17 protein-coding genes and 3 pseudogenes are annotated in these 19,968 nt (G+C 72.2%); 11 read left to right on the forward strand and 9 right to left on the reverse strand.

Annotated elements, in window-relative coordinates; all coding sequences use genetic code 11:
• Positions 1–707, forward strand: a 707-nt coding sequence (locus tag ABZT93_RS28835) for a transposase family protein (RefSeq protein WP_356110162.1), incomplete at its 5' end; no start/stop codon positions are given.
• A gap of 1,038 nt (positions 708–1,745) precedes the next feature.
• Here the strand turns inward: ABZT93_RS28835 and ABZT93_RS28840 are convergent.
• Both ABZT93_RS28840 and ABZT93_RS28845 read right to left on the reverse strand, forming a co-directional pair.
• On the reverse strand, positions 1,746–2,000 hold the full coding sequence (locus tag ABZT93_RS28840) for a hypothetical protein (protein ID WP_356110165.1): 255 nt from the start codon (positions 1,998–2,000) through the stop codon (positions 1,746–1,748).
• 535 nt (positions 2,001–2,535) lie between these two features.
• Positions 2,536–2,661, reverse strand: coding sequence for a hypothetical protein (locus ABZT93_RS28845; protein ID WP_356110168.1), 126 nt, complete (start codon positions 2,659–2,661; stop codon positions 2,536–2,538).
• A gap of 170 nt (positions 2,662–2,831) precedes the next feature.
• On the opposite strand from ABZT93_RS28845, the gene ABZT93_RS28850 reads away from it, so the two are divergent.
• Together ABZT93_RS28850 and ABZT93_RS28855 are read left to right on the forward strand one after the other, a co-directional pair.
• Complete coding sequence (locus ABZT93_RS28850) at positions 2,832–5,279, forward strand: hypothetical protein (protein ID WP_356110171.1); 2,448 nt, start codon at positions 2,832–2,834, stop codon at positions 5,277–5,279.
• A 30-nt stretch (positions 5,280–5,309) separates the two neighbouring features.
• Positions 5,310–5,555: an ABC transporter permease gene (locus tag ABZT93_RS28855; RefSeq protein ID WP_351992622.1), complete on the forward strand. Its 246-nt coding sequence runs from the start codon at positions 5,310–5,312 to the stop codon at positions 5,553–5,555.
• A gap of 378 nt (positions 5,556–5,933) precedes the next feature.
• On the opposite strand, the pseudogene ABZT93_RS28860 reads toward ABZT93_RS28855, so the two are convergent.
• Positions 5,934–6,399: pseudogene (locus ABZT93_RS28860) on the reverse strand (Tn3 family transposase); the annotation flags it as partial.
• A gap of 2 nt (positions 6,400–6,401) precedes the next feature.
• On the opposite strand from ABZT93_RS28860, the pseudogene ABZT93_RS28865 reads away from it, so the two are divergent.
• Positions 6,402–6,677, forward strand: a pseudogene (locus ABZT93_RS28865) (universal stress protein); the annotation flags it as partial.
• A gap of 17 nt (positions 6,678–6,694) precedes the next feature.
• Here ABZT93_RS28865 and ppk2 read toward each other — a convergent pair.
• Positions 6,695–7,498 carry a polyphosphate kinase 2 gene (ppk2, locus tag ABZT93_RS28870; RefSeq protein ID WP_356110174.1) on the reverse strand — a complete coding sequence of 268 codons (804 nt, stop codon included), beginning with the start codon at positions 7,496–7,498 and terminating at the stop codon, positions 6,695–6,697.
• A 40-nt stretch (positions 7,499–7,538) separates the two neighbouring features.
• On the opposite strand from ppk2, the pseudogene ABZT93_RS28875 reads away from it, so the two are divergent.
• From ABZT93_RS28875 to ABZT93_RS28885, 3 genes and pseudogenes are all read left to right on the forward strand, one after another.
• Positions 7,539–8,136, forward strand: a pseudogene (locus ABZT93_RS28875) (hypothetical protein).
• A 53-nt stretch (positions 8,137–8,189) separates the two neighbouring features.
• Entirely contained in the window at positions 8,190–8,426 is a 237-nt protein-coding gene (locus ABZT93_RS28880; protein WP_356110175.1) for a hypothetical protein, read from the forward strand.
• A gap of 87 nt (positions 8,427–8,513) precedes the next feature.
• The gene (locus ABZT93_RS28885) at positions 8,514–8,651 is read left to right on the forward strand and encodes a hypothetical protein (protein ID WP_356110178.1); all 138 of its coding nucleotides are present in this window, start codon (positions 8,514–8,516) and stop codon (positions 8,649–8,651) included.
• Positions 8,652–8,750: 99 nt separating this feature from the next.
• Here ABZT93_RS28885 and ABZT93_RS28890 read toward each other — a convergent pair whose 3' ends face one another.
• The gene (locus tag ABZT93_RS28890; RefSeq protein WP_356110180.1) at positions 8,751–9,332 is read right to left on the reverse strand and encodes a hypothetical protein; all 582 of its coding nucleotides are present in this window, start codon (positions 9,330–9,332) and stop codon (positions 8,751–8,753) included.
• A gap of 265 nt (positions 9,333–9,597) precedes the next feature.
• Positions 9,598–9,753, reverse strand: coding sequence for a hypothetical protein (locus tag ABZT93_RS28895; RefSeq protein ID WP_356110182.1), 156 nt, complete (start codon positions 9,751–9,753; stop codon positions 9,598–9,600).
• Positions 9,754–9,906: 153 nt separating this feature from the next.
• Here ABZT93_RS28895 and ABZT93_RS28900 point away from each other — a divergent pair, with 153 nt between their 5' ends.
• Together ABZT93_RS28900 and ABZT93_RS28905 are read left to right on the forward strand one after the other, a co-directional pair.
• Entirely contained in the window at positions 9,907–10,044 is a 138-nt protein-coding gene (locus ABZT93_RS28900; protein ID WP_356110381.1) for a hypothetical protein, read from the forward strand.
• Between the two features lie 172 nt (positions 10,045–10,216).
• Complete coding sequence (locus ABZT93_RS28905; protein ID WP_356110384.1) at positions 10,217–11,128, forward strand: ABC transporter ATP-binding protein; 912 nt, start codon at positions 10,217–10,219, stop codon at positions 11,126–11,128.
• 67 nt (positions 11,129–11,195) lie between these two features.
• On the opposite strand, the gene ABZT93_RS28910 is transcribed toward ABZT93_RS28905, so the two are convergent.
• On the reverse strand, positions 11,196–14,030 hold the full coding sequence (locus ABZT93_RS28910; RefSeq protein WP_356110184.1) for a hypothetical protein: 2,835 nt from the start codon (positions 14,028–14,030) through the stop codon (positions 11,196–11,198).
• A gap of 35 nt (positions 14,031–14,065) precedes the next feature.
• The gene (locus ABZT93_RS28915) at positions 14,066–17,302 is read right to left on the reverse strand and encodes an ABC transporter permease (protein WP_356110186.1); all 3,237 of its coding nucleotides are present in this window, start codon (positions 17,300–17,302) and stop codon (positions 14,066–14,068) included.
• A gap of 342 nt (positions 17,303–17,644) precedes the next feature.
• On the opposite strand from ABZT93_RS28915, the gene ABZT93_RS28920 reads away from it, so the two are divergent.
• Together ABZT93_RS28920 and ABZT93_RS28925 are read left to right on the forward strand one after the other, a co-directional pair.
• Positions 17,645–18,133, forward strand: coding sequence for a GNAT family N-acetyltransferase (locus ABZT93_RS28920; RefSeq protein WP_356110188.1), 489 nt, complete (start codon positions 17,645–17,647; stop codon positions 18,131–18,133).
• Between the two features lie 178 nt (positions 18,134–18,311).
• The gene (locus ABZT93_RS28925) at positions 18,312–18,905 is read left to right on the forward strand and encodes a TetR/AcrR family transcriptional regulator (protein WP_356110191.1); all 594 of its coding nucleotides are present in this window, start codon (positions 18,312–18,314) and stop codon (positions 18,903–18,905) included.
• Positions 18,906–19,087: 182 nt separating this feature from the next.
• Here ABZT93_RS28925 and ABZT93_RS28930 read toward each other — a convergent pair whose 3' ends face one another.
• Positions 19,088–19,966 (reverse strand): helix-turn-helix transcriptional regulator, encoded by an 879-nt coding sequence (locus ABZT93_RS28930; protein WP_356110193.1) that lies wholly within the window; start codon positions 19,964–19,966, stop codon positions 19,088–19,090.
• Positions 19,967–19,968: the final 2 nt, after the last annotated feature.

Raw genomic sequence — 19,968 nt, forward strand, 5'->3', positions numbered from 1 at the left:
AGTTCTCGGGTCTGTTGAAGGTGGTGCGGGAGAGGGGCGGTAACGGCACGCTGCGGGGCCGGCCGTGGTCGTTGCCGTTGGCTGAGCGGGTGCTGGTGGTCGCGGTGTACTACCGCACGAACCTGACGATGCGGCAGCTGGGTCCGCTGTTCCGCGTCTCGTCCTCGACCGTGTGCCGGGTCGTCCAGCGGCTTGGCCCGCTGCTGGCGCTGGAGCCGGTCTCCCGTCCGGCTGAGGCGGCCGACCGGTTGTGGATCGTGGACGGCACCCTGGTACCGGTCCGCGACCGGCATGTGGGCTCCTCGTCACGCAATTACCGGTTCTCGGCGAACGTGCAGGTCATCGTGGATGCTGACACACGTCTGGTGATCGCGGCGGCCCGGCCGGTGCCGGGCACCACCGCGGACGCGCATGCCTGGCGGGCTTCCGGGCTGGCCGAGCACTGTCAGGGCGTGACCGTGCCCGTTGACGGCGCCTACCTCAACTGCGGGATGGTCACCCCGCACCGCAAACGCCCCCATCGAGCCCTGCTGGCGGGCGAGGAAGAAGACAAAGCCGCCCACCGCAAGGTGCGTGCACGGGTGGAGCATTTGATCGGCCGGATGAAGAACTACAAGATCCTCCGCGACTGCCGGCAACGCGGCGACGGCCTCCACCACGCCGTCCAGGCCGTCGCCCACATGCACAACCTCGCCCTCGCATCATGACCAGAAGACCGCGATCACAGGCTCTGACCTGCCCGAACACGGCCTTGTGCAGCACCCTTTAAAGGCTGTCCCGCAATCACCCCTCAGAGCTTTGGAAACGGTGGCACCTCGTCCATGACTCGCTGAAGCTTGCGCGCAGGAGCCGACTCCTCCGGCCGCACGGATGCGGCGAGACCTTCGATGACTGGCCGGCCTGCGGTTACTGCTGCCCTTGCAGCTGCCTCCCAGCCCGGTTGCTTCCTGTAGCTCGTGTAGTACTTGCTGTCCCTTGCTGCCGCAGCGGCGGAGTGCCATTGCTCGGTCCGGCAGATGCTTCCCAGCAGGTCCAACAACTCGGCCTTGCAGGGCACATGCGGGGCTCCGGCCAGTTCGAGGAGGAACGGAACCGTCGGGGCCGTCGCCTCGCCGACTACGAAGCCCAACGCGCAAACAGTGTCGCCTAGGCCGCTTTGTTTGGATCACCTGGCGGACCAGAGGAAGATGCCCGCGACGTGCAGTCCAGCCAAGTAGACAGTCGCTGTCTTCTCGTAGCGGGTGGCGATGCCTCGCCTGGCTGCGTACGCGAGAACGGGAGGCGTTTGTACGCGACTTCAGGAGTCACTCTGGGGCCCACCGCATGATCAATGTCGATGAGTTTGGGAGTCACTGCGGACTTCCTCGCGAGCCAAGTGTGACCGCCGCTCCCTGCCCCCCGGATCGTTTCCCCTTGCTCCGCTCACGCTAGAAGCGACCCTCGTGGGTCGCGTCAAGCCCTTGACGGATACCACGCAGACGGCAGGCTCACCCCGGACGGCAGATGCGACCCGCCCGGCGGAACAAGGCCAATCGGCGCCACACCGCCTGCGTTGCGGAAGTCGACCCTGCTGCCGGAGAACTGCGCTCGGCTGAAGTTGACCTCGCCGCCGGAGAACTCCGCCCCGCTGAAGCTGACCTCGCCGCTGCGGAACCTCGCCCCCTCGTAGTTGAGTGTGCCGCTGAAGTCGACCCTGCTGCCGGAGAACTGCGTTCGGCGGAAGTCGATCGTGCCACCGGAGAGGTTCACCGCCGAGAGGTCGCCACCGTCGAATGTGACCGCTGTGAGGTCGAATCGTGGCCCTGCCAGGAGTGCGGGTGTTCGGCTTCCAGGCGGAGGTGGTCGCGGATAAGGCGGATGACCGTGTGCCGTACTTCCCGCAGGGCCAGGTAGCCGTGCCGGGCCTCCGCATCGTCCGTCGGCAGGTCGGCCTCGGCGCTGTGGGGCAGGTAAGTCTGGCGCAGGCCGGAGGTGGGGGCGTCGTCGGCGAGGCCGGCCAAGGCGTGCACTCCGCCGAGGCGGACCGCGGCAGATTCCTCGTCTGCCCGGCGACCTGGTGGCGCTGCTGGAGGTTCGGGAGGGCCGTCGGGTCTCGGGGATGGAGCGGCTGCGCCGGCCGCCGACGCGGACGACAGGCACGGGCATGGCGAAGGCCCGCTCCTGGTACGGCTACTGGGCGCCCAGGTACGGGCGGGGTCCACGGATGCCGCCCGCCGCACCCGGCAGCGAGCGGTCGAACTGGCCGTACAGGCCGACCGGGACGACCTGGTTCGCCGCGAGGGGCGCCCGTCGGCGCCCCCGTCGCTGTGGCGCACGCCCTCGTCCAGGCCCGCCTGGGACGGCTGGACGAGTCGAGAGCCGTGGCCTGCCCGCTGCGACCGGTGACGGGTGACGGGTGACGGACCACCGCTACGGCCTGGAGCTGGACTATCGCTGCCAACTCGCGGTCCTGCACGGCGACACCGAGACCGCGGCCGTGCTGATCGAGCACATGCTGCCCATCCGGGAACAACTCGCCGGTACGGCGGGCGCGGCCTACGCGGCCGCCGCCCCCACGCCCACGCCCTCGACGACCTGTACCAACTCGTCGGTGAGGACCGGGTCGCGCCCGACCACTACGCACTGGCCGGGCGAGTCGCCGTCGCCTGGGACTCCTCTCATCTCGCGGCCGCCGCACGGCTCTCGGCAGCGCGGCCGGGGCAGCAGGGCTTCGCGACGTAGAGCTGTGGCGTGTCGATGACGGTGTCCTGGTGTTGCCGCTCATCCGGCACCGGGAGACGATGGTCAGTGGGTCCCCTCCACACTTCTCATCGCACACGCAGAGGCGCATCATGGGCATCTCCGACGAAGAAGTCGCCCGGGCCAAGAACATCAGCGTCGAGCAGGTGAAGTTGCTCCGCGAGACGCGGGGAACCACCAACGAGACCCTCGAGGGCCTGTCCACCGGGGCGATACGCAAAGCGCTGCGCCGGCTGGACTTCCCCGACATGCCCAACGCGCGCGGGCTGTTCAGGCTTCAACAGGAACGGGGTGACGACGAGCGGGTCCCCGCTCACCCCTGGGGCACGGCCCGCGAACAGGCCCGGGCCCGTCTCCACGCCGCCGCGCAGCCGGAGACGGCCGGTGTGCCGACCGGCCCCCATCCCGCGCCCGGCGAGCACGGCGTGACGCCCACGGCGGGGCTGGCGCTCGCCCGCTGGAAGTGGCTCGGCCCCGGGAACATCGGAGGCCGCACCCTCGGCATCGTGATCCACCCGGACCACCCGGAGCGGATGTGGGCCGCGAGCGCGGGTGGCGGGGTCTGGCACACGGGGGACGCAGGCAAGGCCTGGAGGCCCGTGGACGACTTCCTCGCCAACCTAGCCTGCGGGGCCCTCGCGATGGACCCCTCCGACCCGGACACCCTGTACGCCGGCACCGGGGAGCTCCTCAACATCGACGCTCTGCGCGGCAACGGAGTCTTCCGCACCACCGACGGCGCCACCTGGAAACCCCTGCCGGCCACGCAGACGAACGACTTCCGCGCCGTGTCCGGGATCGCGGTGTCCGCGTCCGGCGAGGTCGTCCTCGCGGCCACCTCCACCGGCCTCTTCCGCAGCTCGGACCCGGCGCACGCCGACTGGACACGGGTCCTCGGCGTCCCCGTCGGCACGGTCGTCTTCGACCCCGCGGACAGCGGCCGGGCGGTCGCCGGAGCGCTGCGCGGCGCCAAGGCCTGGTTCAGCGAAGACGGCGGCAAAACCTGGCAGGAGGCGGCCCACAGCACCTGGCGGGGCCGGGTGTCGGTGGCGTACGCGGCGAAGGACCCGGCGGTCGTGTACGCCTCGGTGGAACTGGACGGCCTCGGCGGCATCTGGCGCTCCGACGACGGCGGGCGAACCTACCAGCCCCGGAGCGGCCAAGGCCCGGACGGCGAGCGGGCCAACTACCTGGGCGGCCAGGGCTGGTACGGCAACGCCGTCTGGGCCGGGGACCCCACGGACGAGGACCTGCTCGTGGTGGGCGGCATCAACCTGTGGCGCAGCACGGACGGCGGCGACCACCTGGCCGAGATCAGCACCTGGGAGGTCGCGCCGGAGTCGGCGCACTCGGACCAGCACGTCATCGTGTCGCATCCCGCCTACGACGGGGTGCAGCACAGGACCGTGTTCTTCGGCACCGACGGCGGGGTGTTCATGGCGGACCTGGCCAAGGTGGGGACCGAGCCGAAGGCGCCGTTCGTGCGGGGCTGGACCGAACTGGTCAACAACTACGGCGTCACCCAGTTCTTCGGCGGCGCCGGGAACCCCGTCACTGGAAGGATCATCGGCGGCGCCCAGGACAACGGCTCCCTCGTCCTCGACCCGGAGGCCGGCACCGAGGGGTGGCAGGAGTTCTCCGGCGGGGACGGCGGCTGGTGCGCATGCGAACCCGCCGACCCAGGCGTCTTCTACGGCGAGTACGTCAACCTGAACATCCACCGCAACACCGACGGCGGCGCCACCGAGGACGACCCGCACCGCTACATCAGCGGAATGTTCTTCAACGAGCAGAAGCGCAAGTGGGACTGGAAGCCGGAGCCGTTCCGGATCCCCGACGCCAAGGACGGCACGGCGCTCTTCATCGCGCCGTTCGTGCTGGACCCGGGCGAGCCCGAGCGGCTGCTCGCCGGCGGCCTGGACCTGTGGCGGACCGACAACGCCAAGGCGCCCAACACCCCCACCTCGGGGCCCGCCTGGCACTCGATCAAACCCAGGACCGGCCCCGACGCCGAGGGCAGCGCCCCGATCAGCGCCCTGGCGATCTCGCCTGCCGACTCCGATGTGGTCTGGGTGGGCCACGACGACGGCCAGGTCTTCCGCTCCACCGACGGCACCACGGCCGCTCCGGCCTGGCGGCGCGTCGGGGTGGGTGGGCCGAACCCACTGCGGCCGAAGCGCTATTGCGCCTGCATCACCGCCCACCCGACCGACGTGGACACCGCCTACGTCTCCTTCGGCGGCTTCGAACCGGACAACCTGTGGGTGACCCACGACGGCGGCGCGCGGTGGGCCGACCTCTCCGGCACGCTGCCCGACGCCCCCATCCGCGCGGTGACCGTGCATCCACGGCGCGACGTTCTCCTCTACTGCGGCACCGAGGTCGGTCTCTTCGCCAGCGAGGACAAGGGGGCGACCTGGTCGCCGACCAACGAGGGCCCGACCAACTGCTCGGTCGACGACCTGTTCTGGATGGACGAGACCCTGGTCTGTGTCACCCACGGCCGCGGAATGTTCGAGATCGACCTGTCCGCGGTGTGACGCGGCCAACCGAAGGCGAAGGTGACGACGATGATGCGGAACGTGCGCCTGCGCGGCCGGATCGAGGCCGTCCTGGCCGTCGTGAGCGGCCTGCTGTGCCTCCTCACCCTGTTCTGGCCCGACTGGATCGAGGAGGTCTTCGGGGTCGATCCCGACCAGCACAGCGGCGCCCTCGAATGGGCCATCGCCGTCGTCGCCCTGTGCGCCACGGCCGTCTTCTCCCTGCTGGCCCGCGCCGAGTTCCGCAGGGCACGTACGCCGGTCGGAGACCAGTAGCGCCGCGCACGGCGAAGGCCGCCTCGTGCAGTTCACGAGGCGGCCTTCGGCTGTCGGGGTCAGTGCTTGTGCGGAGCGCACCCCGGGGGATCGCAGCTGAGCGCGGTGAGGCGGGTTCTGGCGCCCGGTATGTGCTCCGCGGCGATCCTGAGCGCGCGCGACACTGACTTCTTCCCGGTCGGCTCTGTGGAGCGGTTCCCGTTCATGAGTTTCTCCCTTCGACGACGCGAGCGGTTGCGTTCTCCCTCACGAGTCTTCGGCGCCCGGCCGCCCGACCGCATGGGGCGCAGGTCCCAAGGTGGTCCCGGACTCTGCCGGGAACGCCGCCAGGACGACCGTCCCCGCCGCGTCGCTACTCAGCGTGAACGCGCCGCAGTGCCCGTTCACCAGGGAGTCGGCACCCCGCAGCATGTCCGGCCGGTGCGTGGTCACCTTGGTTAGGTTCACGCGGTTGCGGGCGAGGGCTTCCAGCGGCCCGTAACCGCCGGTCGCGACGCCGGGCATCTCCGCGCGCCAGAACCGCTGGTCGGCCAGGTCACGGAAGCGCGGGGAAGTTGTAGCCGAGCATGGAGAACAGGCCGAACACGCTGTCGGAGTACGAGGCGTTGTCGGTGGCGACCACCTCCGGTTTCACCCCGGCGCACAGGTTTCAGCAGGGTGTCGAGGATGTGCAGAGGAGTCGCGGGGTGCCCGGCACCACCATCTGCCCGATGCCCGCGACCTGGTCATTCACGGCGTTGAGCCACGTGATGCCGCGTTTGAAGTGGCAGTACTTCGGCGACGGACCGGCGTTGATGGTGCGCTTGGGCACCACGAACCGCAGTCCGTCCGCAGAGGCGAGCATTGCTGCAGTCCGGGGAGCCCGCCCGGCTGCACGAGCGACAGGCCGTACAGGCCCTGGGCGCGGCCCTTCGGGACGTGTCGGGCGACGCCGGGCTGCGGCGCCGTACGGTCGAGGGTCCCGCGGGGGAGGTGCTGGTGGCCGCCTCATACCACGCCGACCTGCTGGTCGTGGGCGCCAGGCCGCGCGCGCGGCACTTCGGGCTCCAGCTCGGCCGGGTGGCCCACTGGGGGCTGCACCGCTCCGCCTGCCCGGTCGCGATCCTGCCCGGGCAGGCGTAAGCGAGGTGACCGGCTGCTCAGAGGCTCGCCGCGTGGTCGGGGACGTAGGTCTGCAGATCGCGCGGCGGCCGCTCGTAGCCGGTCGACGTCGGCCGTTCAGGGAGCTCCAGGACCGGCGGCGGCACCTCGCGGTAGGGCACGGAGGACAGCAGGTGGGCGATCATGTTCAGCCGCGCCCGGCGCTTGTCGTCGCTCTCCACGACGAACCACGGCGCCTCCGAGATGTCGGTGTGCACCAGCATCTCGTCCTTGGCCCGCGAGTACGCCTCCCAGTGGGTGATCGACTCAAGGTCCATCGGCGACAGCTTCCAGCGGCGCAGCGGATCCTCCAGACGCTTGCGGAACCGCTCCTGCTGCTCGGTGTCGCTCACCGAGAACCAGTACTTGCGCAGCACGATCCCCGCCTCGACGAGCATCCGCTCGAAGATCGGGCACTGGCGCAGGAACAGCTGGTACTCCTCCTTCGTGCAGAAGCCCATCCCATGCTCGACACCGGCCCGGTTGTACCAGGACCGGTCGAACAGCACGATCTCGCCGGCCGCCGGCAGATGCTCGACGTAGCGCTGGAAGTACCACTGGGTGCGCTCACGCTCGGTCGGCTTCGGCAGCGCCGCGATGCGGGCGACGCGGGGGTTGAGGTGCTCGGCGACCCGCTTGATGGTGCCGCCCTTGCCGGCCGCGTCCCGTCCCTCGAAGACCACGACCAACCGGGCCCCTTCCGCCCGCACCCACTCCTGGAGCCTCACCAACTCGGTCTGCAGCCGCAGCAGTTCCCGCTCGTACGTCTTGCGCGGCAGCTTCGCCGCGTCCTTCCCGGCCATGCCGCCTCCACCGTCCGATGACTACCCAGGGAGCCATCCCATGTCCGAGGTCGAACACCTGGACGCCACCGTACTTTCCGACGACGAACCGCGCACCCTGGACGCCCACTGGTGGGCCGCCAACTACCTGGCTGCCAACTACCTGGGCGCCGGGGAGATCCACCTGATGGCGAACCCGCTGCTGACCGAGCCCGTGCGGCCGGAGCACATCAAGCCGCGGTTGCTCGGCCACTGGGGCACCTCGCCGGGGCTGAACCTCGTGCACACCCACCTCAGCCGTGTGATCAAGGCGCGCGACCTGGACGCCCTGTGCGTATGGGGCCCCGGCCACGGCGGGCCGTCCGTGCTCGCCAACTCCTGGCTGGAGGGCAGCTACAGCGTGACCTGCCCGGACGTGCCGCGCGACGGGGAGGGGATGCAGCGGCTGTTCCGGCAGTTCTCCTTCCCTGGCGGGGTGCCCAGCCACGTCGCCCCGGAGACCCCCGGCTCGATCCCACGCAGGCGGGAAGGGATATTCGCTGTCGCACGCCTACGGTGCCGCCCTCGACAACCCGGACCTGCTCGTGGCCTACGTGATCGGGGACGGCGAGGCGGAGACCGGGCCGCTGGCCGCCTCCTGGCACTCGAACAAGTTGTAACCCGTGGCTCATCCACCGCCTCGCCCACCGCCGTACCGGCCACAAGAACCTGCATGTGCGCGGCTACATGGAGTCCGGCACCCACGACCACACCCTTCGACATGGTCGTCCGCAACGACCTCGACCGCTACCGCCTCGTCAAGGACGTCATCGACCGGGTCCCCGGCCTCGCCGTCCGCGCCGCCGCCGTACGCCGGCCGATGGCCGACGCCCGGACCCGCCACCAGGCCTGGATCCGCGAACACGGCAGCGACCTGCCCGAGGTAGCCGACTGGGCCTGGAACGCCTGAAGGTGGAGCGGGACGAACTGCGGGGCGGCGCATGAGCGCCGAGCAGGCAGGGCCCCGGTGCCGCCTCGCGGGCACCGGGGAGCGCGTATGAGCGCCGCCGAGACCGTTCCCGGCTCCGCACGGGAGCTTCGGTCCACCACGACGAGCGCTGCGTTCGCGGACGACCGGGCCAGGGCCTGCGCCGGGGTGAACAGCCGTACGTCCTCCAGCACCTGCACCTCGTGATCCTCCCAGGCGCCCTCGGCGGGTTCGCGGGCGTGCACTCCGAGCACGATCTCGGTGACGGGATTCTGGACCTTCGGTGCCTCCTGCCGTGAGGGGAGGTCAGTTGGTCCTGTGTCCCCACGTCGGCTCCGCCAGATCCCACTCCCGGCCCCAGCTGTCGATGCGCCGCTTGTCGAGCCGCCACCGCACGAAAGCTCCGGCGGCGCAGACGGTGCCGGTGAGAGCGAGCCCGGCACCCGCGCCTAGGACGCCGGCCTCGACAGCGGCCTCGGCGGTGCTGGGAGGCGCGGTGGTAGGCGTGTTCCGGCTGTCCAGCCACAGCACGAGGTCGTCTCCGGCCCTCAGACCTGTGTCGACCACGGTGTGCCCGGTGCGGGGCGAGCCGTCAGGGGCCGTCCAGCGGACCTTCGCCGTGGCCTTGTCACCCGACGACCGGACGGACGACGTGCGACCCGGCAGGTCGGCCACGAGCACGGCGTGCACCGGATGGCGCTCGGCGCGCTGCCGGGCGAGCACCTCGTCGACCGCGTGCGCCGTCACCAGGCCGGCGATGGCGCCGCCCACCGCGACGACCGCCCATACGGCCAGCAAGACCCAGGCCTCGATGACATCGTCGTGCCGTCGCAGCGGATTGCTCCGCCAACGCCAGAACCGCTTCCTTGTCGGCACGTCGCGACGCATGGCCCCGCACCTCCTCCACCCATCGTGACACCTCCGGCGGTGTCGGTCTCCTGCAGACGCAGGTGCGCAGCCCCCAGGAGCCCCATGAGGCCCGCGTACGGCTGCCGCAGCTGAGGCTCGACGAGCTGCTGGAGGAGCTCCAGGCGCGCCTGGACGCGGCCCGTGGCACCCGGGACCGGGTGCACAGCCTGCTGAAGTCGGTGCTCTCGGTGCTCTCGGTGCTCTCGGCGGGCCGGGAGCTGGAGCTGGAGCTGGCGGAACGGTGTCAGGCGCCGAACAGATCGCCCACGATCTTCGGCCTGCGTTCGCGCGAGATCGAGGGCGCGTCCGGACTACGGGCACGCGCGGTGCGGGTCGCGGGCGAGGCAGCGCCCTTGCCCGGCTTCGCGCCGAGTGTCCGGATGGAGGATCTGGTCGACACCCACGTGCCGCGGGAAATCGCCGACCATGTCGTGGCCGTCCCCTCCGAGGCCCTCACCACATCGCCCGCCGCGCCTACGCCGACCGCGCCGACATCGTCCTCTAGGCGGCCTCCCACCAGGTCCGCCTCACCGTCATCGACGACGGCGTCGGCATCCCGTCAGACGGCCGCCGCAGTGGGCTGCGCAACATGGCGGAACGGGCCGAACAGCTCGGTGGTGAGCTGGAGTTGGGCAAGTCGCCGGAGGGCGGCACCGCGTTGGTGTGGTGGGTGCCGCTGCCGACCCGGTAGCGAGCCGCACCGCTTGGCAGGGCGGGTTATCCTGGCGACGCCCACCGCGTTGTCCGCAGACCCAACCTCCTCGGGGGACCGTGTGCCAGCTCACGAACAGCCCACCGGCGGACCGGACTTGGACGAGCTGCGCCGGCGGACCGCGGCCGCCGTCCCGCGACGCGAGGCGGGGATGGTCGTCTGCGAGAACCTGGTGCGGATCTACCAGACGGAGGGCGTCGAAGTACAGGCCCTGCAGGGCCTGGACCTGACCGTGGCGCAGGGCGAGATGGTCGCGGTGATCGGTGCCTCCGGCTCCGGCAAGTCCACCCTGCTGGGCATACTCTCCGGCCAGGACATGCCCACCGCGGGTGCCGCCGAGGTCGCCGGACACGACCTGCTGGCGATGAAGCGTCGTGAGCGGCTCAGCTTCCGGCGCGGCACCGTGGGCTTCGTCTGGCAGCAGAACTCCCGCAACCTGCTGCCCTACCTCTCGGCGGCCGAGAACGTGATGCTTCCGATGACGTACACCGGCATCAAGCGCTCCCGGCGCCGGGCCCGGGCAGAGGAACTGCTCGACCTGCTGTCCGTCGGCCACTGCCGGGACCGCACCCCCGACACCCTCTCCGGCGGCGAGCAGCAGCGGGTCGCCATCGCCGTCGCCAACGCGAACGAGCCAAAGGTGCTGTTCGCCGACGAACCCACCGGCGAACTCGACACCGCCACCAGTGACGAGGTCTTCGCGGCGCTGCGCCGGGCCAACGAGGAGCTGGGTGTCACCGTGGTCGTGGTCACCCACGACGCGCTGGTGTCCGAACAGGTGCAGCGCACCGTACGGATCCGCAACGGCCGCACCTCGACCGAGGTGCTGCGCCGGATCGCCACCGACGAGGACGGCGCCCAGGTGCTCACCGCCGAGGAGTACGCGGTCCTGGACGCCAGCGGCCGGCTGCAATTGCCGAGTGAGTTCACCGAGCGCCTGCATCTGCGCAAGCGGGTGCGGCTGGTGCTGGAGAGCGACCACGTCGGTGTGTGGCCCGACGAGGCCGCGCGCCGGGCGAGGGCCGACGCGCAGGACGCGGCGAGCGGTGGCCCGAAGCACTGAGAGCGCCGAGAGCGAGTCGGGAGCGGTCGCCCGGTGGTTGTCCGGGCGGTGACCGGGTGCCGAGCCTTCACGCGAGGCGCAGTACGCCTCCCAGCCCGCGTCGGCGGGCAAGGACGGTCTCGGTGACCGCGGCTGCCAGGATCAGCGCGGTCACCCCGGCGACGAGGGCGATGGTCAGTGCGTAGTCGGTGTGCAGCGCGGGTTGGGCCGGGCCGCCGGTGAACTGCCGCAGATCCAGTGTCCCCGCCATGAGCCGCGGTTCGAGCAGCCCGAGCAGCGTGCCGCCCACGGCCGAGGCGACCGCCAGCGGCAGCAGTTGCAGGAAGTGCAGCGCCCCGGCTTCCCTGCCGTCGAGTCCGAGTGTGCGCAGGAACGAGGTGGTGCGGCCGCGTTCGTGGGAGGTGAGGGTCAGTTCCAGGACGAGCGCGAGCAGGCCCGACAGGGCGGCCAGGAGGGAGCTGGTGGTGTAGATCGTGCCGAGTCCCCGCGTCAGACCGTCCGTGCGCAGAGCGCTCAGCGTCTCGGAGCGGACGCGGATCCGGGCCGTCGGCCCGAGCGCCCTGGCCGCCGCCGACCGCAGTGCCGCCGGTTGTGCGGTGGCGGGGCGGTCGCCCTTGAGGAGCAGGACGGTGCTTCCCGAGGATTGCCGAGGGATCAGCTGCTCGGCTCTGGCGGTGGTGATCAGCATCGGTGTCCCGGCAGCGATCTGCGCCGTGACCGGTCCGAGGAGGGGGTCGCGCAGTTCCGCGGCGGGGAGGGTGCCTACCGGCTTGAAGACCAAATCCTTCGGGGGCTGTTCGTGGGCCACGATCGTGGTGGTGAAGCCGCCGGTGCGCTCGTCGGCCCGCAGGCCGGGGGAGAGGAGGGACGGCAGCGGGTCGTTCGCGTCGGCTCGGGTCTCCGTCGGGGTGGCCAGCCCGGACAGCAGAGTGCCGGCCAGCGGCGACGTCGGGGCTATGGCGACCAGTTGCCGGGGATCCACGGTGATCACGGCGACCGGGGAGATCACCGCGCCGTCGGTCTGTCCTACCAACTGCAGGGAGTACAGGTGCTGGAGGGCGGTCCGTGTTCCGGTGGTCCCGGCCCCCGGAGCGGGGGCGACGGTCCCGGCCACGTTCGCGCTCGCGTCGGCTCCGGTGGTCCAGGCCGCGCCGGTGGTCACCCCGTCGTCGATCGTCCGTTGCACGAGGCCGCCGAACACGGCGGTTCCCAGGGTCAGGACCAGGACGAACAGCGCCAGCCCGGTCGCCGGGGCGTCCTGCGCGGCCCGGGCCGCCCCGATGAAGGCCACCGCTCCGCGGCCGCGCCGGGTCTGCCGCAGCACCGGCCGCAGCACCAGCGGGTAGAGCCGCAGCAGGACGAGTACGACGGTCAGCGCCACCAGCACCGGCACCGCGCCCAGAATCCCGTCGGGCCCCTGGGTGCGCAGCGCGACCACGCCCGCCGCCGTCATGACCAGCACTGTCAGCTCAAGGACCACGCGTCGGCCGCCGAGAACGTTCCGGCGTGAGCGTCGTAGTCTGCGGGGTCTGCGCGGCTCACGGACCGCGAGCCAGGTCAGCAGCGGCACGGTCAGCGCCACCACCGCGGTGGCGTAGGCGGCGGTCATCGGTTGCGGCGATCCGGAGGTGCCCGGGGGAGCGAGGGACTCTCCGGCCGCCCAGCCGAGCAGTGCGGCGACCAGGATCACCGGCCAGGCCACGGCGCAGCGCAGCAGTACCAGCCGCGCGGTGGACGCGCCCCGTGCGCGCTGCAACCGCAGGTGTGCCTGCCTTCGGCGCAACAGCAGCCGTACCGCGACGCTGACGGTGGCCAGCGCGACCGCGGCCAGCGCGTACACGGCGAACGTCGCCAGTTCCCTGGCCTGTCGGTCCTGGGAGGTGAAGGCGGCGAGCAGCGGAGTCAGGGAGTCGGTCACCAGCAGGGGTCCGGTGGCCTGGCCGCCGATGTGGCAGCTGATGTCGCTGGTGATCGGGTCGACTCCCTGGCACAGGGCGTCGCTGAGGTCCGCGCTGTAGTGGGACAGTGGCCCGGTCAGAGCGTGGGCCCGGTCGAGCGTCGCCCCGGACAGGTCGGCGCGCAGTTGCCAGGTCAGCCGAGGGCCGCCCACTCCGGCGCCGGCCAGCAGGTCGGCGGCGTCGAGGCCGACGAGGCCGCGGACGGCGAGCACCGTGCCGGCGGAGTGCTCGGCCGGGTAGCGCGACGGCTGGTCCAGCGTCTCCCGGCCGGTCCAGAAGTCGTCCGCCCCGGCCGTGGCGCGAAAGACCCCGCTCACCAGCAGTTGTGCCCGCGGCGGGGCCTCCTGCAGCCCGAGCGTCTTGGCGAACTCAAGGGTCAGCCGGCTGCCGGCCCGGACACCGAGCGCCCGCGCGGTGGCCTGCGACAACCCGATCTGGGGCGCGCTGCCCAGCGGCGTGTGGTCGGCCGGCGCGTGGCCGCTGACGTAGTGCAGGTGGCCCCGCGCGGACGGCAGGTAGCCGACCGTCAGCTGGGTGCTGGTGTTCGACGGCCCCGGCGGCCGCGGTGAGAGCAGGGACGCCGGGCCGTAGTCGTAGCTGCCGCCGGTGATGGTCACCTGATGCGCGGCGGGGCCGCTGAGCTGCTCGGTGAGGGTGCGTCCGGCGTCGAGCAGGGCGGCCGTGTCCACGGCGGGCGGCACGGTGTCGAAGACCTCAGGTGTGGTGCTGAGGCCGATCAGGGGGGCCTGGGCCTGCGCGGCGTCGACACGCTGCCGTAGCGCCCGGTCCTCCTGGCCGCCCGCGAAGGCGGGGGCCCAGGCGCAGAGCGCCGTCAGTGCCAGGACCACCACCGCCAGGCAGGCCAGCAGCGGCAGGTCGCCGCGGGTCTCCTTGCGTATCAGGCGCCTCGTCACCGCCGCGCCCGGCCCCGCGGGTCGCGTCACCGTGCGCTCTTTCCGGTCGTGTCCGGCCGCCCGGCTCAACGGTCTTCCCCCGCCCGTAGCACACGGACCAGATCCACCCGGGCCAGCAGCCGGGCCAGGGCCAGCACCACCGCGCTGATGGCCACAGCGGTCGCCAGCGCGGTCAGCGCCACGATGCCCCACGGTATGACCAGCGGCAGCGGTGGATAGGGGGCCTGTCCGCTGTCGTCCACGGTGACCAGTGGCAGCACCGCCGACGCCAGGGCCAGGCCCATGAGCGCGCCCGGGACCACCGCGAACAGCGCCAGACTCAGTTGCTCGGCGCCCAGCAGCGCCGACAGGCTCGCGGCCCGGACGCCGGTCGCCCGCAGCAGGGCGAACTCCTTGCGGCGCTGCCGGGTGGAGACCACGGCGTGCACGGTGAAGGCGATGACGGCGAAGCCGGGGGCCAGGTACCGGACCAGCTCCAGCACCCGGCGCAGCCCGCTGCGGAACGGGTCGTCCCGCAGGGACGCGGCGGTGCGTGCCGTCGTGGTGACGCGGCCCAGGGCGGGCTCCGCCTCGGCGGCGGCGGCGGTACGCGCGCTGTTCGTGCTGCTGAGCAACCAGAACGCGGGATCCTCGGGGTCGGCACCGGCTCGCGTCATCGCGGTGGCGAGTTGGCGCTGGTCGGCGATCAGATGCCCCTGTCCGCGGCCCAGTCCGGGCGGTGAGTAGACCCGGCCCACCACCGTGGCGGCGACCCGGGCGCCGGCCAGGTCCAGCGTGGTGGTGCTGCCCACGTCCAGGCGCGCCTCGTCGAGCGTCGAGGCGTCGGCGCGCACCGGCAGCGGTGCCGCCCGGCCGGTCGGTTCCGCCACGAGTCGCACCCGGGCGGCGGGCCGGGTGTCGTAGTCGCTTTCGGACAGGCCGCCGAAGGCGTCCTCGGTGGCCTGGGAGGCCGGGATGCCGGTGCTGATGGTGGTGCGGAGGACCTCGGAGCCACCGGGTACGACCGAGCACACCCCGGGGGTGCCGGGCTCGTAGGCGCCGGTCAGCTTTCCTTCGCACGCCCCCGCGGTGGAGTCGTCGGCGTGGTCCGTGCCGTCGGCCCAGACCTGCCCGGCGGGCAGCCGGGTGGCCCAGGTGTCCGCCGGGCCGCGCGCGCCCACCCGGGTCAGTTCCAGGTGCAGGCGCGCGGGATGCTCCTTCGGCTGCGGCAGGACGCCGACGGCGGTCACCGTCAGCGGATACTCCCGTGGGTGGCCGCCACTCAGCGCCACGTCGAGTGGGACCACGACGGTGTGCCGGGCTCCGTCGGCGGCGGGCAGGCGGGTCGTCACCGTGCTGACGAGGCCGGACGCGTCCTGCACGGTCAGTTCGAGGCTCGGCGCCGCCCGGCTGCCGTCGCTGCTCAGCCGCTCGTCCAGCAGGAGCGCGGTCGGACGCCCTGGGAGCCGTATTCCGAAGACGACAGGTGACGGGGTGTGGGGAGCGGGCCCGCCGATCGTGCCGACCAGGTCTGCGTCGGCTCCGCCGGGCAGGGTCACTGTCGACTGCGTCACCGGTGTCACGGCGGTCACCGCCGGCAGCGCGCGATAGGCGGCGCCCAGTACGGCGGAGGGGTAGCTGTCCGCCGCGACCGGGGAGATCCGCACGTCCGCGCCGACGGTGAACGCGGCCTCCTCGGACGCCAGGCCGTCCAGGCAGGCCAGCGCGGTGGTGGCGAACGCGCTCACCGACATCGCCAGGCACATCAGCACCACCGGTCCCGCGTTGCGCGCGGTCCGTCGGCTCAACTGCCAGCCGGCCAACGCGAGGACGAGGCCCCGGCCGCGACGGGCGAACGCGTCCAGCAGGCGAGAGGTCAGCGGCAGCAGTCGTAGCAGCAGGAGGGCGGCGGCGCCGGCCACCAGGGCCGGCACCAGGACCAGCACCGGGTCCGCGGACGCGCTGCCGGTGCCCAGGCCGGCGATCAGCGAATGGTGCCGCCGCAGTTCCAGATACCCCAGGGCCGCGACGGCCAGCAGGGCCAGGTCGGCGCCCAGCCGCTGCGCGGCGGCGGCCCGTGCGCCGCGGACCGGCCGTGACCGCGCCGACGGCAGCACGGGCAGCAGCACCGCCGCGGCGTGCACCAGCAGGGTCAGACCCACCGCCGCCCACGCGCCGGTACCCCGGCTGCCGGGGTGCAGCAGCCCAGCCAGAAAGGGCGCGGCGACGGCGGCCGGGACGCCGGTGAGCGCCCATTCGGCGGCCGCGCCGCGAAGTAACCGCAGGGTGCCGGCGCCTCTGGCCCGTTGGAGGGCCAGCCCACCCTGCCGACGCACCGTCAACTGACGAGCGGCCAGCACCAGGGTGGCCAGGGCGAGGGCCGCCAGCATCACAGTCGGCAGGTACAGCGAGGAGCGGGCCGCCACCACCGGCACCGTCAGGTCGTCGATCGCGCCCGGCAGACCGGAGCTCACTGCCAGGTCGTCGAGCGACGGCTGCCCCCCGCGGAACACCGAGATGCGGCTCTGGCTGCCGGAGAAAGCGCGCAGCCGCTCGTGCAGCCCGGGGAGGCTGCCCGCGTCGATACGGGAGAAGTCGGGCTGCACGCTCCAGTGGGCGGTCAGGTGCCCGTTCAGGGCGGCGCTGCCGTTGAGAGCCGACGCCGACACCACCAGGAGGCGCTGGTCGGCGGTCTGCCCCTGGGCCAGGTCGCCGGCCATCGCGGGCCAGAACCCGACGGCACTCCTCGCTCGGAAGACGCCGGTGATCCGCAGGGTCATGGCGCGCCCGAAGGCGTCCTGCACCTGAAGGCTGGAACCAGGTCGGACGACCAGGCGCCTGGCCAGCGTTTCAGGCACCGCCACGTCGACCGGGGCGGTGGACCCGGTGGCGACCCGGACATCGGGAAGCGAGGTGAACGCGCCGGCCGGGGCATGGGCGGTGTCGGCGGGCCACCGTCCGGCGACCAACTGCCCGAACCTGCCCGCGTCCTGCACCGCGACCGGGTGCAACCCGCTACCCCCGGGGCCGCGCGGCGGGCCCGCCCCGTCGATTGCCGCCACGGAGACCGGCGACGTGCCCAGCAGCCCCACATAGGTCCGCTGCGGCACCCCGGCGAACACCCGCTCGGCGGCGGACCGCACATCCCGATCGGCGGCGGCCATACCTTCGGCCCGGAAGGACGCGCTGACATTCACCTGCGCGTCGAGATCGGCAGCCAGCCGCCGCACGGCCCCGGCCTGCACCGAACTCCCCGCCAGCGCCGCGAGCGCGGCCAGCGCCGTCGCACACAGCAGCACGGTCACCGCGACGGCGGTCAGCACCAGCCCGTGCTGCGTGGCCCGCCTGGCAACGACGGGGAGCCGCCGCCGGGTCGGGCGCGGGGCCCCAGGGCTTCGCCGCGGCGAAGACGTGAAGGCCGTGGCGACCACATGAACCCCCGCAGAATCGAACATGTGACGGTGACGGCGCGCCACAGTCCTACCAGGCATCTGCCCAACGGCACAAGAATTGCTGATCTGTTGCAGACGAGTACGGGAGTGGCCGGAGTGGCCGGAGTGGCCGGAGTGGCTATGGCATTCCGCGAGGCCCCATGCCGACGGTGCTCTTGCTCAGACAGCCGACCCGCCGCACGACGGCACTCCCCGGTGCGAAATACTCTTCCGATGAGGTCACGCCCTTCCCCGATCAGCCGGCCGGTCACGATTCGGAGGGCAGTCGCGCGGGACGCCAAACGGCTCACGCGGATCGTGCGTGGATCGAGCGCCTACGCGGGAAAGTACGCAGCGGCCGTCGCGGGCTACCGGGTCGGTGCCGATTACCTCGAGGCCCACCGCGCCTTCGTGGCCGTCGGCGCCGACGAGTACGGCGGCCGGGTCCTCGGGTTCTACTCGCTCGTCCTCGCCCCACCTGAGCTCGACCTGCTGTTCGTCGCCGACGACGTGCAGGGACGGGGTATCGGACGGCTACTCGTCGCGCACATGCAGTCCGAGGCCCGTGCCGCCGGGATCGACCGTCTCAAGGTCGTGTCGCATGTTCCCGCCGAGGACTTCTACCACCGCGTCGGTGCGGTGCGGACCGGGACCGTGCTCGCGAATCCGCCCGCCGTGCCGTGGGACCGTCCCGAATTCGAGTTCCGCATTTCTTCGGGGTGACGCGGGGTGCCGGCCGGTGACGCGGTATGCCGGCCGGCGGCGCACCGACCTCGCTCCGCGTACGTCGTCGCCCGCTAAGGTGAGCCTCTAAGCGGACACCAGTCCAGTATCGGGGGGCGCCGTATAGGCCGCTGTCCGATCGGGGAGTGCCTGTCGGCGTGGGTCCCGAGGAGGGTGAGTGGAGCCGAGGAGCGAGGTGCCTCAACGGTCGGACGCGCAGCGCAACCGAGGGCGGATCCTGGAAGTGGCGCTGGTCGAGTTGTCGCGTTCGGCGGCCGTCCCGTTGAGCGTGATCGCGAAGAAGGCCGGCGTCGGGCAAGGGACGTTCTACCGCAACTTCCCCAGTCGTGAGGCGCTCGTGCTGGAGGTGCACCGCCGTGAGGTGGAGCGGCTCACCGAGGGTGCGGCCGAGTTGCTGCGGGCCGGGGAGCCCGACCGGGCCCTGCGTGAGTGGATGGACCGTCTTGCCGTCTTCGCCACGGCCAAGGCAGGTCTCGCCGAGGCGCTGCGGCAGGCCACCCGGGCGACAGGTGCTCCGGAACGGCCGGGGTACTCCCTGGTGGTCGATGCGATCAAGCTTCTGCTCGACGCCAACCACGAGGCCGGCACCATCCGCCCGGGAGTGACCGTCGACGACTTCCTCCTTGCCATCGCGGGGATCTGGGAGATCGACCCCAGCGGGGACTGGCACGGCCAGGCCGCCCGCCTCCTCGACATCATCATGGACGGCTTGCGCGTGGGAGCGCCCGGTCGGCGACAGCCCGGAACATGAGGTCGGACCGGCCGTGTACGCAGGACGGGCCCGCCAGTCCGGTGGCTGATGCGAGCAGCACGTCGATCTGGAATCGCAGTCCGGCCGCCGAGGAGTCGACGACGTCACCCGGGCCGGCGGTGCGGGCATTCCCTGCGCGCACGCGAGGACCGCGGCCGTTGGGCGTCCGGACGCCCGACCGGTCACGGCGTGGAGAACAGGCCGGGTCCCGGAGGCGCGGGGCCGTCGGCGCGGACGCCGTTCGTGACCCGCAGGAACTCCAGCTTCTCCGCATCGGCCGAACCCGCGGCCACCGTGTAGACGACGAGGCGGACGTCGCCTCCCGGGACGGTGAGCACGTCGCAGTCGCACGTCACCTCGCCGACCTGGGGGTGCATGACCGTCTTGCGGGCTGAGACGTGCGGACCGACCGCACCCTCGTCCCACAGCCGGGCGAACTCCGCGCTGGTGGCGCGCATTTCGGCGACAAGGTCGATGAGTGAACTGTCGTGGGGGTAGTCGATGAGGGCCGTGCGCAGATCGGCGACGAGGGCGGGGTTCAGGGCGTCGCCGTCCTGGATCACGGGCCAGGCCGCGAGCCCTGAGGGACCTGTGGCGAAGACCGCCCGCACCAGATTCCGCTCGGCGTGTGTCCGCGCGCTGGGGTCGCCCATCAGCACCGCCCAGGCGGGAGTCCAGGACAGCAGGGTCCAGTCGGCACTGAACACACCCACGGGGAACTCCCCGAGGCGAGCCAGCATCCGTTGGACGCCCGCCGGCACGTGCGTGGAGATCGTCCCGTCCTGGGGCGGCAGGAGGCCGGCCAGCCGGTAGGCGTAATCGCGCTCCGTCGGCTGCAGTTGCAGTGCCCTGGCCAGGCTCGCGACGACCTGCGCCGAAGGGCTCGTGGCGCGCCCCTGCTCCAGCCGCACCACATAGTCGACCGACAGGCCCGCGAGGTCGGCCAGTTCCTCGCGTCGCAATCCCGACGCACGGCGTCCCGGCCGCGCCGGCCGTCCGACGTCGAGGGGGGAAAGCCGGTCGCGCCAGCGGCGCAATGCCGTGCCCAGGGTCTCGTCCACCG

It is taken from the genome of Streptomyces sp. NPDC005303, from assembly GCF_040607335.1.
Classification (GTDB): Bacteria; Actinomycetota; Actinomycetes; order Streptomycetales; family Streptomycetaceae; genus Streptomyces.

What these genes read in the sequence shown, in the direction of transcription:
- ABZT93_RS28845 (WP_356110168.1), bottom strand. Translation starts at nt 2,661, where the DNA reads ATGAGAGGAGTCCCAGGCGACGGCGACTCGCCCGGCCAGTGCGTAGTG.
- ABZT93_RS28850 (WP_356110171.1), top strand. Translation starts at nt 2,832, where the DNA reads ATGGGCATCTCCGACGAAGAAGTCGCCCGGGCCAAGAACATCAGCGTC.
- ABZT93_RS28855 (WP_351992622.1), top strand. Translation starts at nt 5,310, where the DNA reads ATGATGCGGAACGTGCGCCTGCGCGGCCGGATCGAGGCCGTCCTGGCC.
- ppk2 (WP_356110174.1), bottom strand. Translation starts at nt 7,498, where the DNA reads ATGGCCGGGAAGGACGCGGCGAAGCTGCCGCGCAAGACGTACGAGCGG.
- ABZT93_RS28880 (WP_356110175.1), top strand. Translation starts at nt 8,190, where the DNA reads ATGTGCGCGGCTACATGGAGTCCGGCACCCACGACCACACCCTTCGAC.
- ABZT93_RS28885 (WP_356110178.1), top strand. Translation starts at nt 8,514, where the DNA reads ATGAGCGCCGCCGAGACCGTTCCCGGCTCCGCACGGGAGCTTCGGTCC.
- ABZT93_RS28890 (WP_356110180.1), bottom strand. Translation starts at nt 9,332, where the DNA reads ATGCGTCGCGACGTGCCGACAAGGAAGCGGTTCTGGCGTTGGCGGAGC.
- ABZT93_RS28905 (WP_356110384.1), top strand. Translation starts at nt 10,217, where the DNA reads ATGGTCGTCTGCGAGAACCTGGTGCGGATCTACCAGACGGAGGGCGTC.
- ABZT93_RS28920 (WP_356110188.1), top strand. Translation starts at nt 17,645, where the DNA reads ATGAGGTCACGCCCTTCCCCGATCAGCCGGCCGGTCACGATTCGGAGG.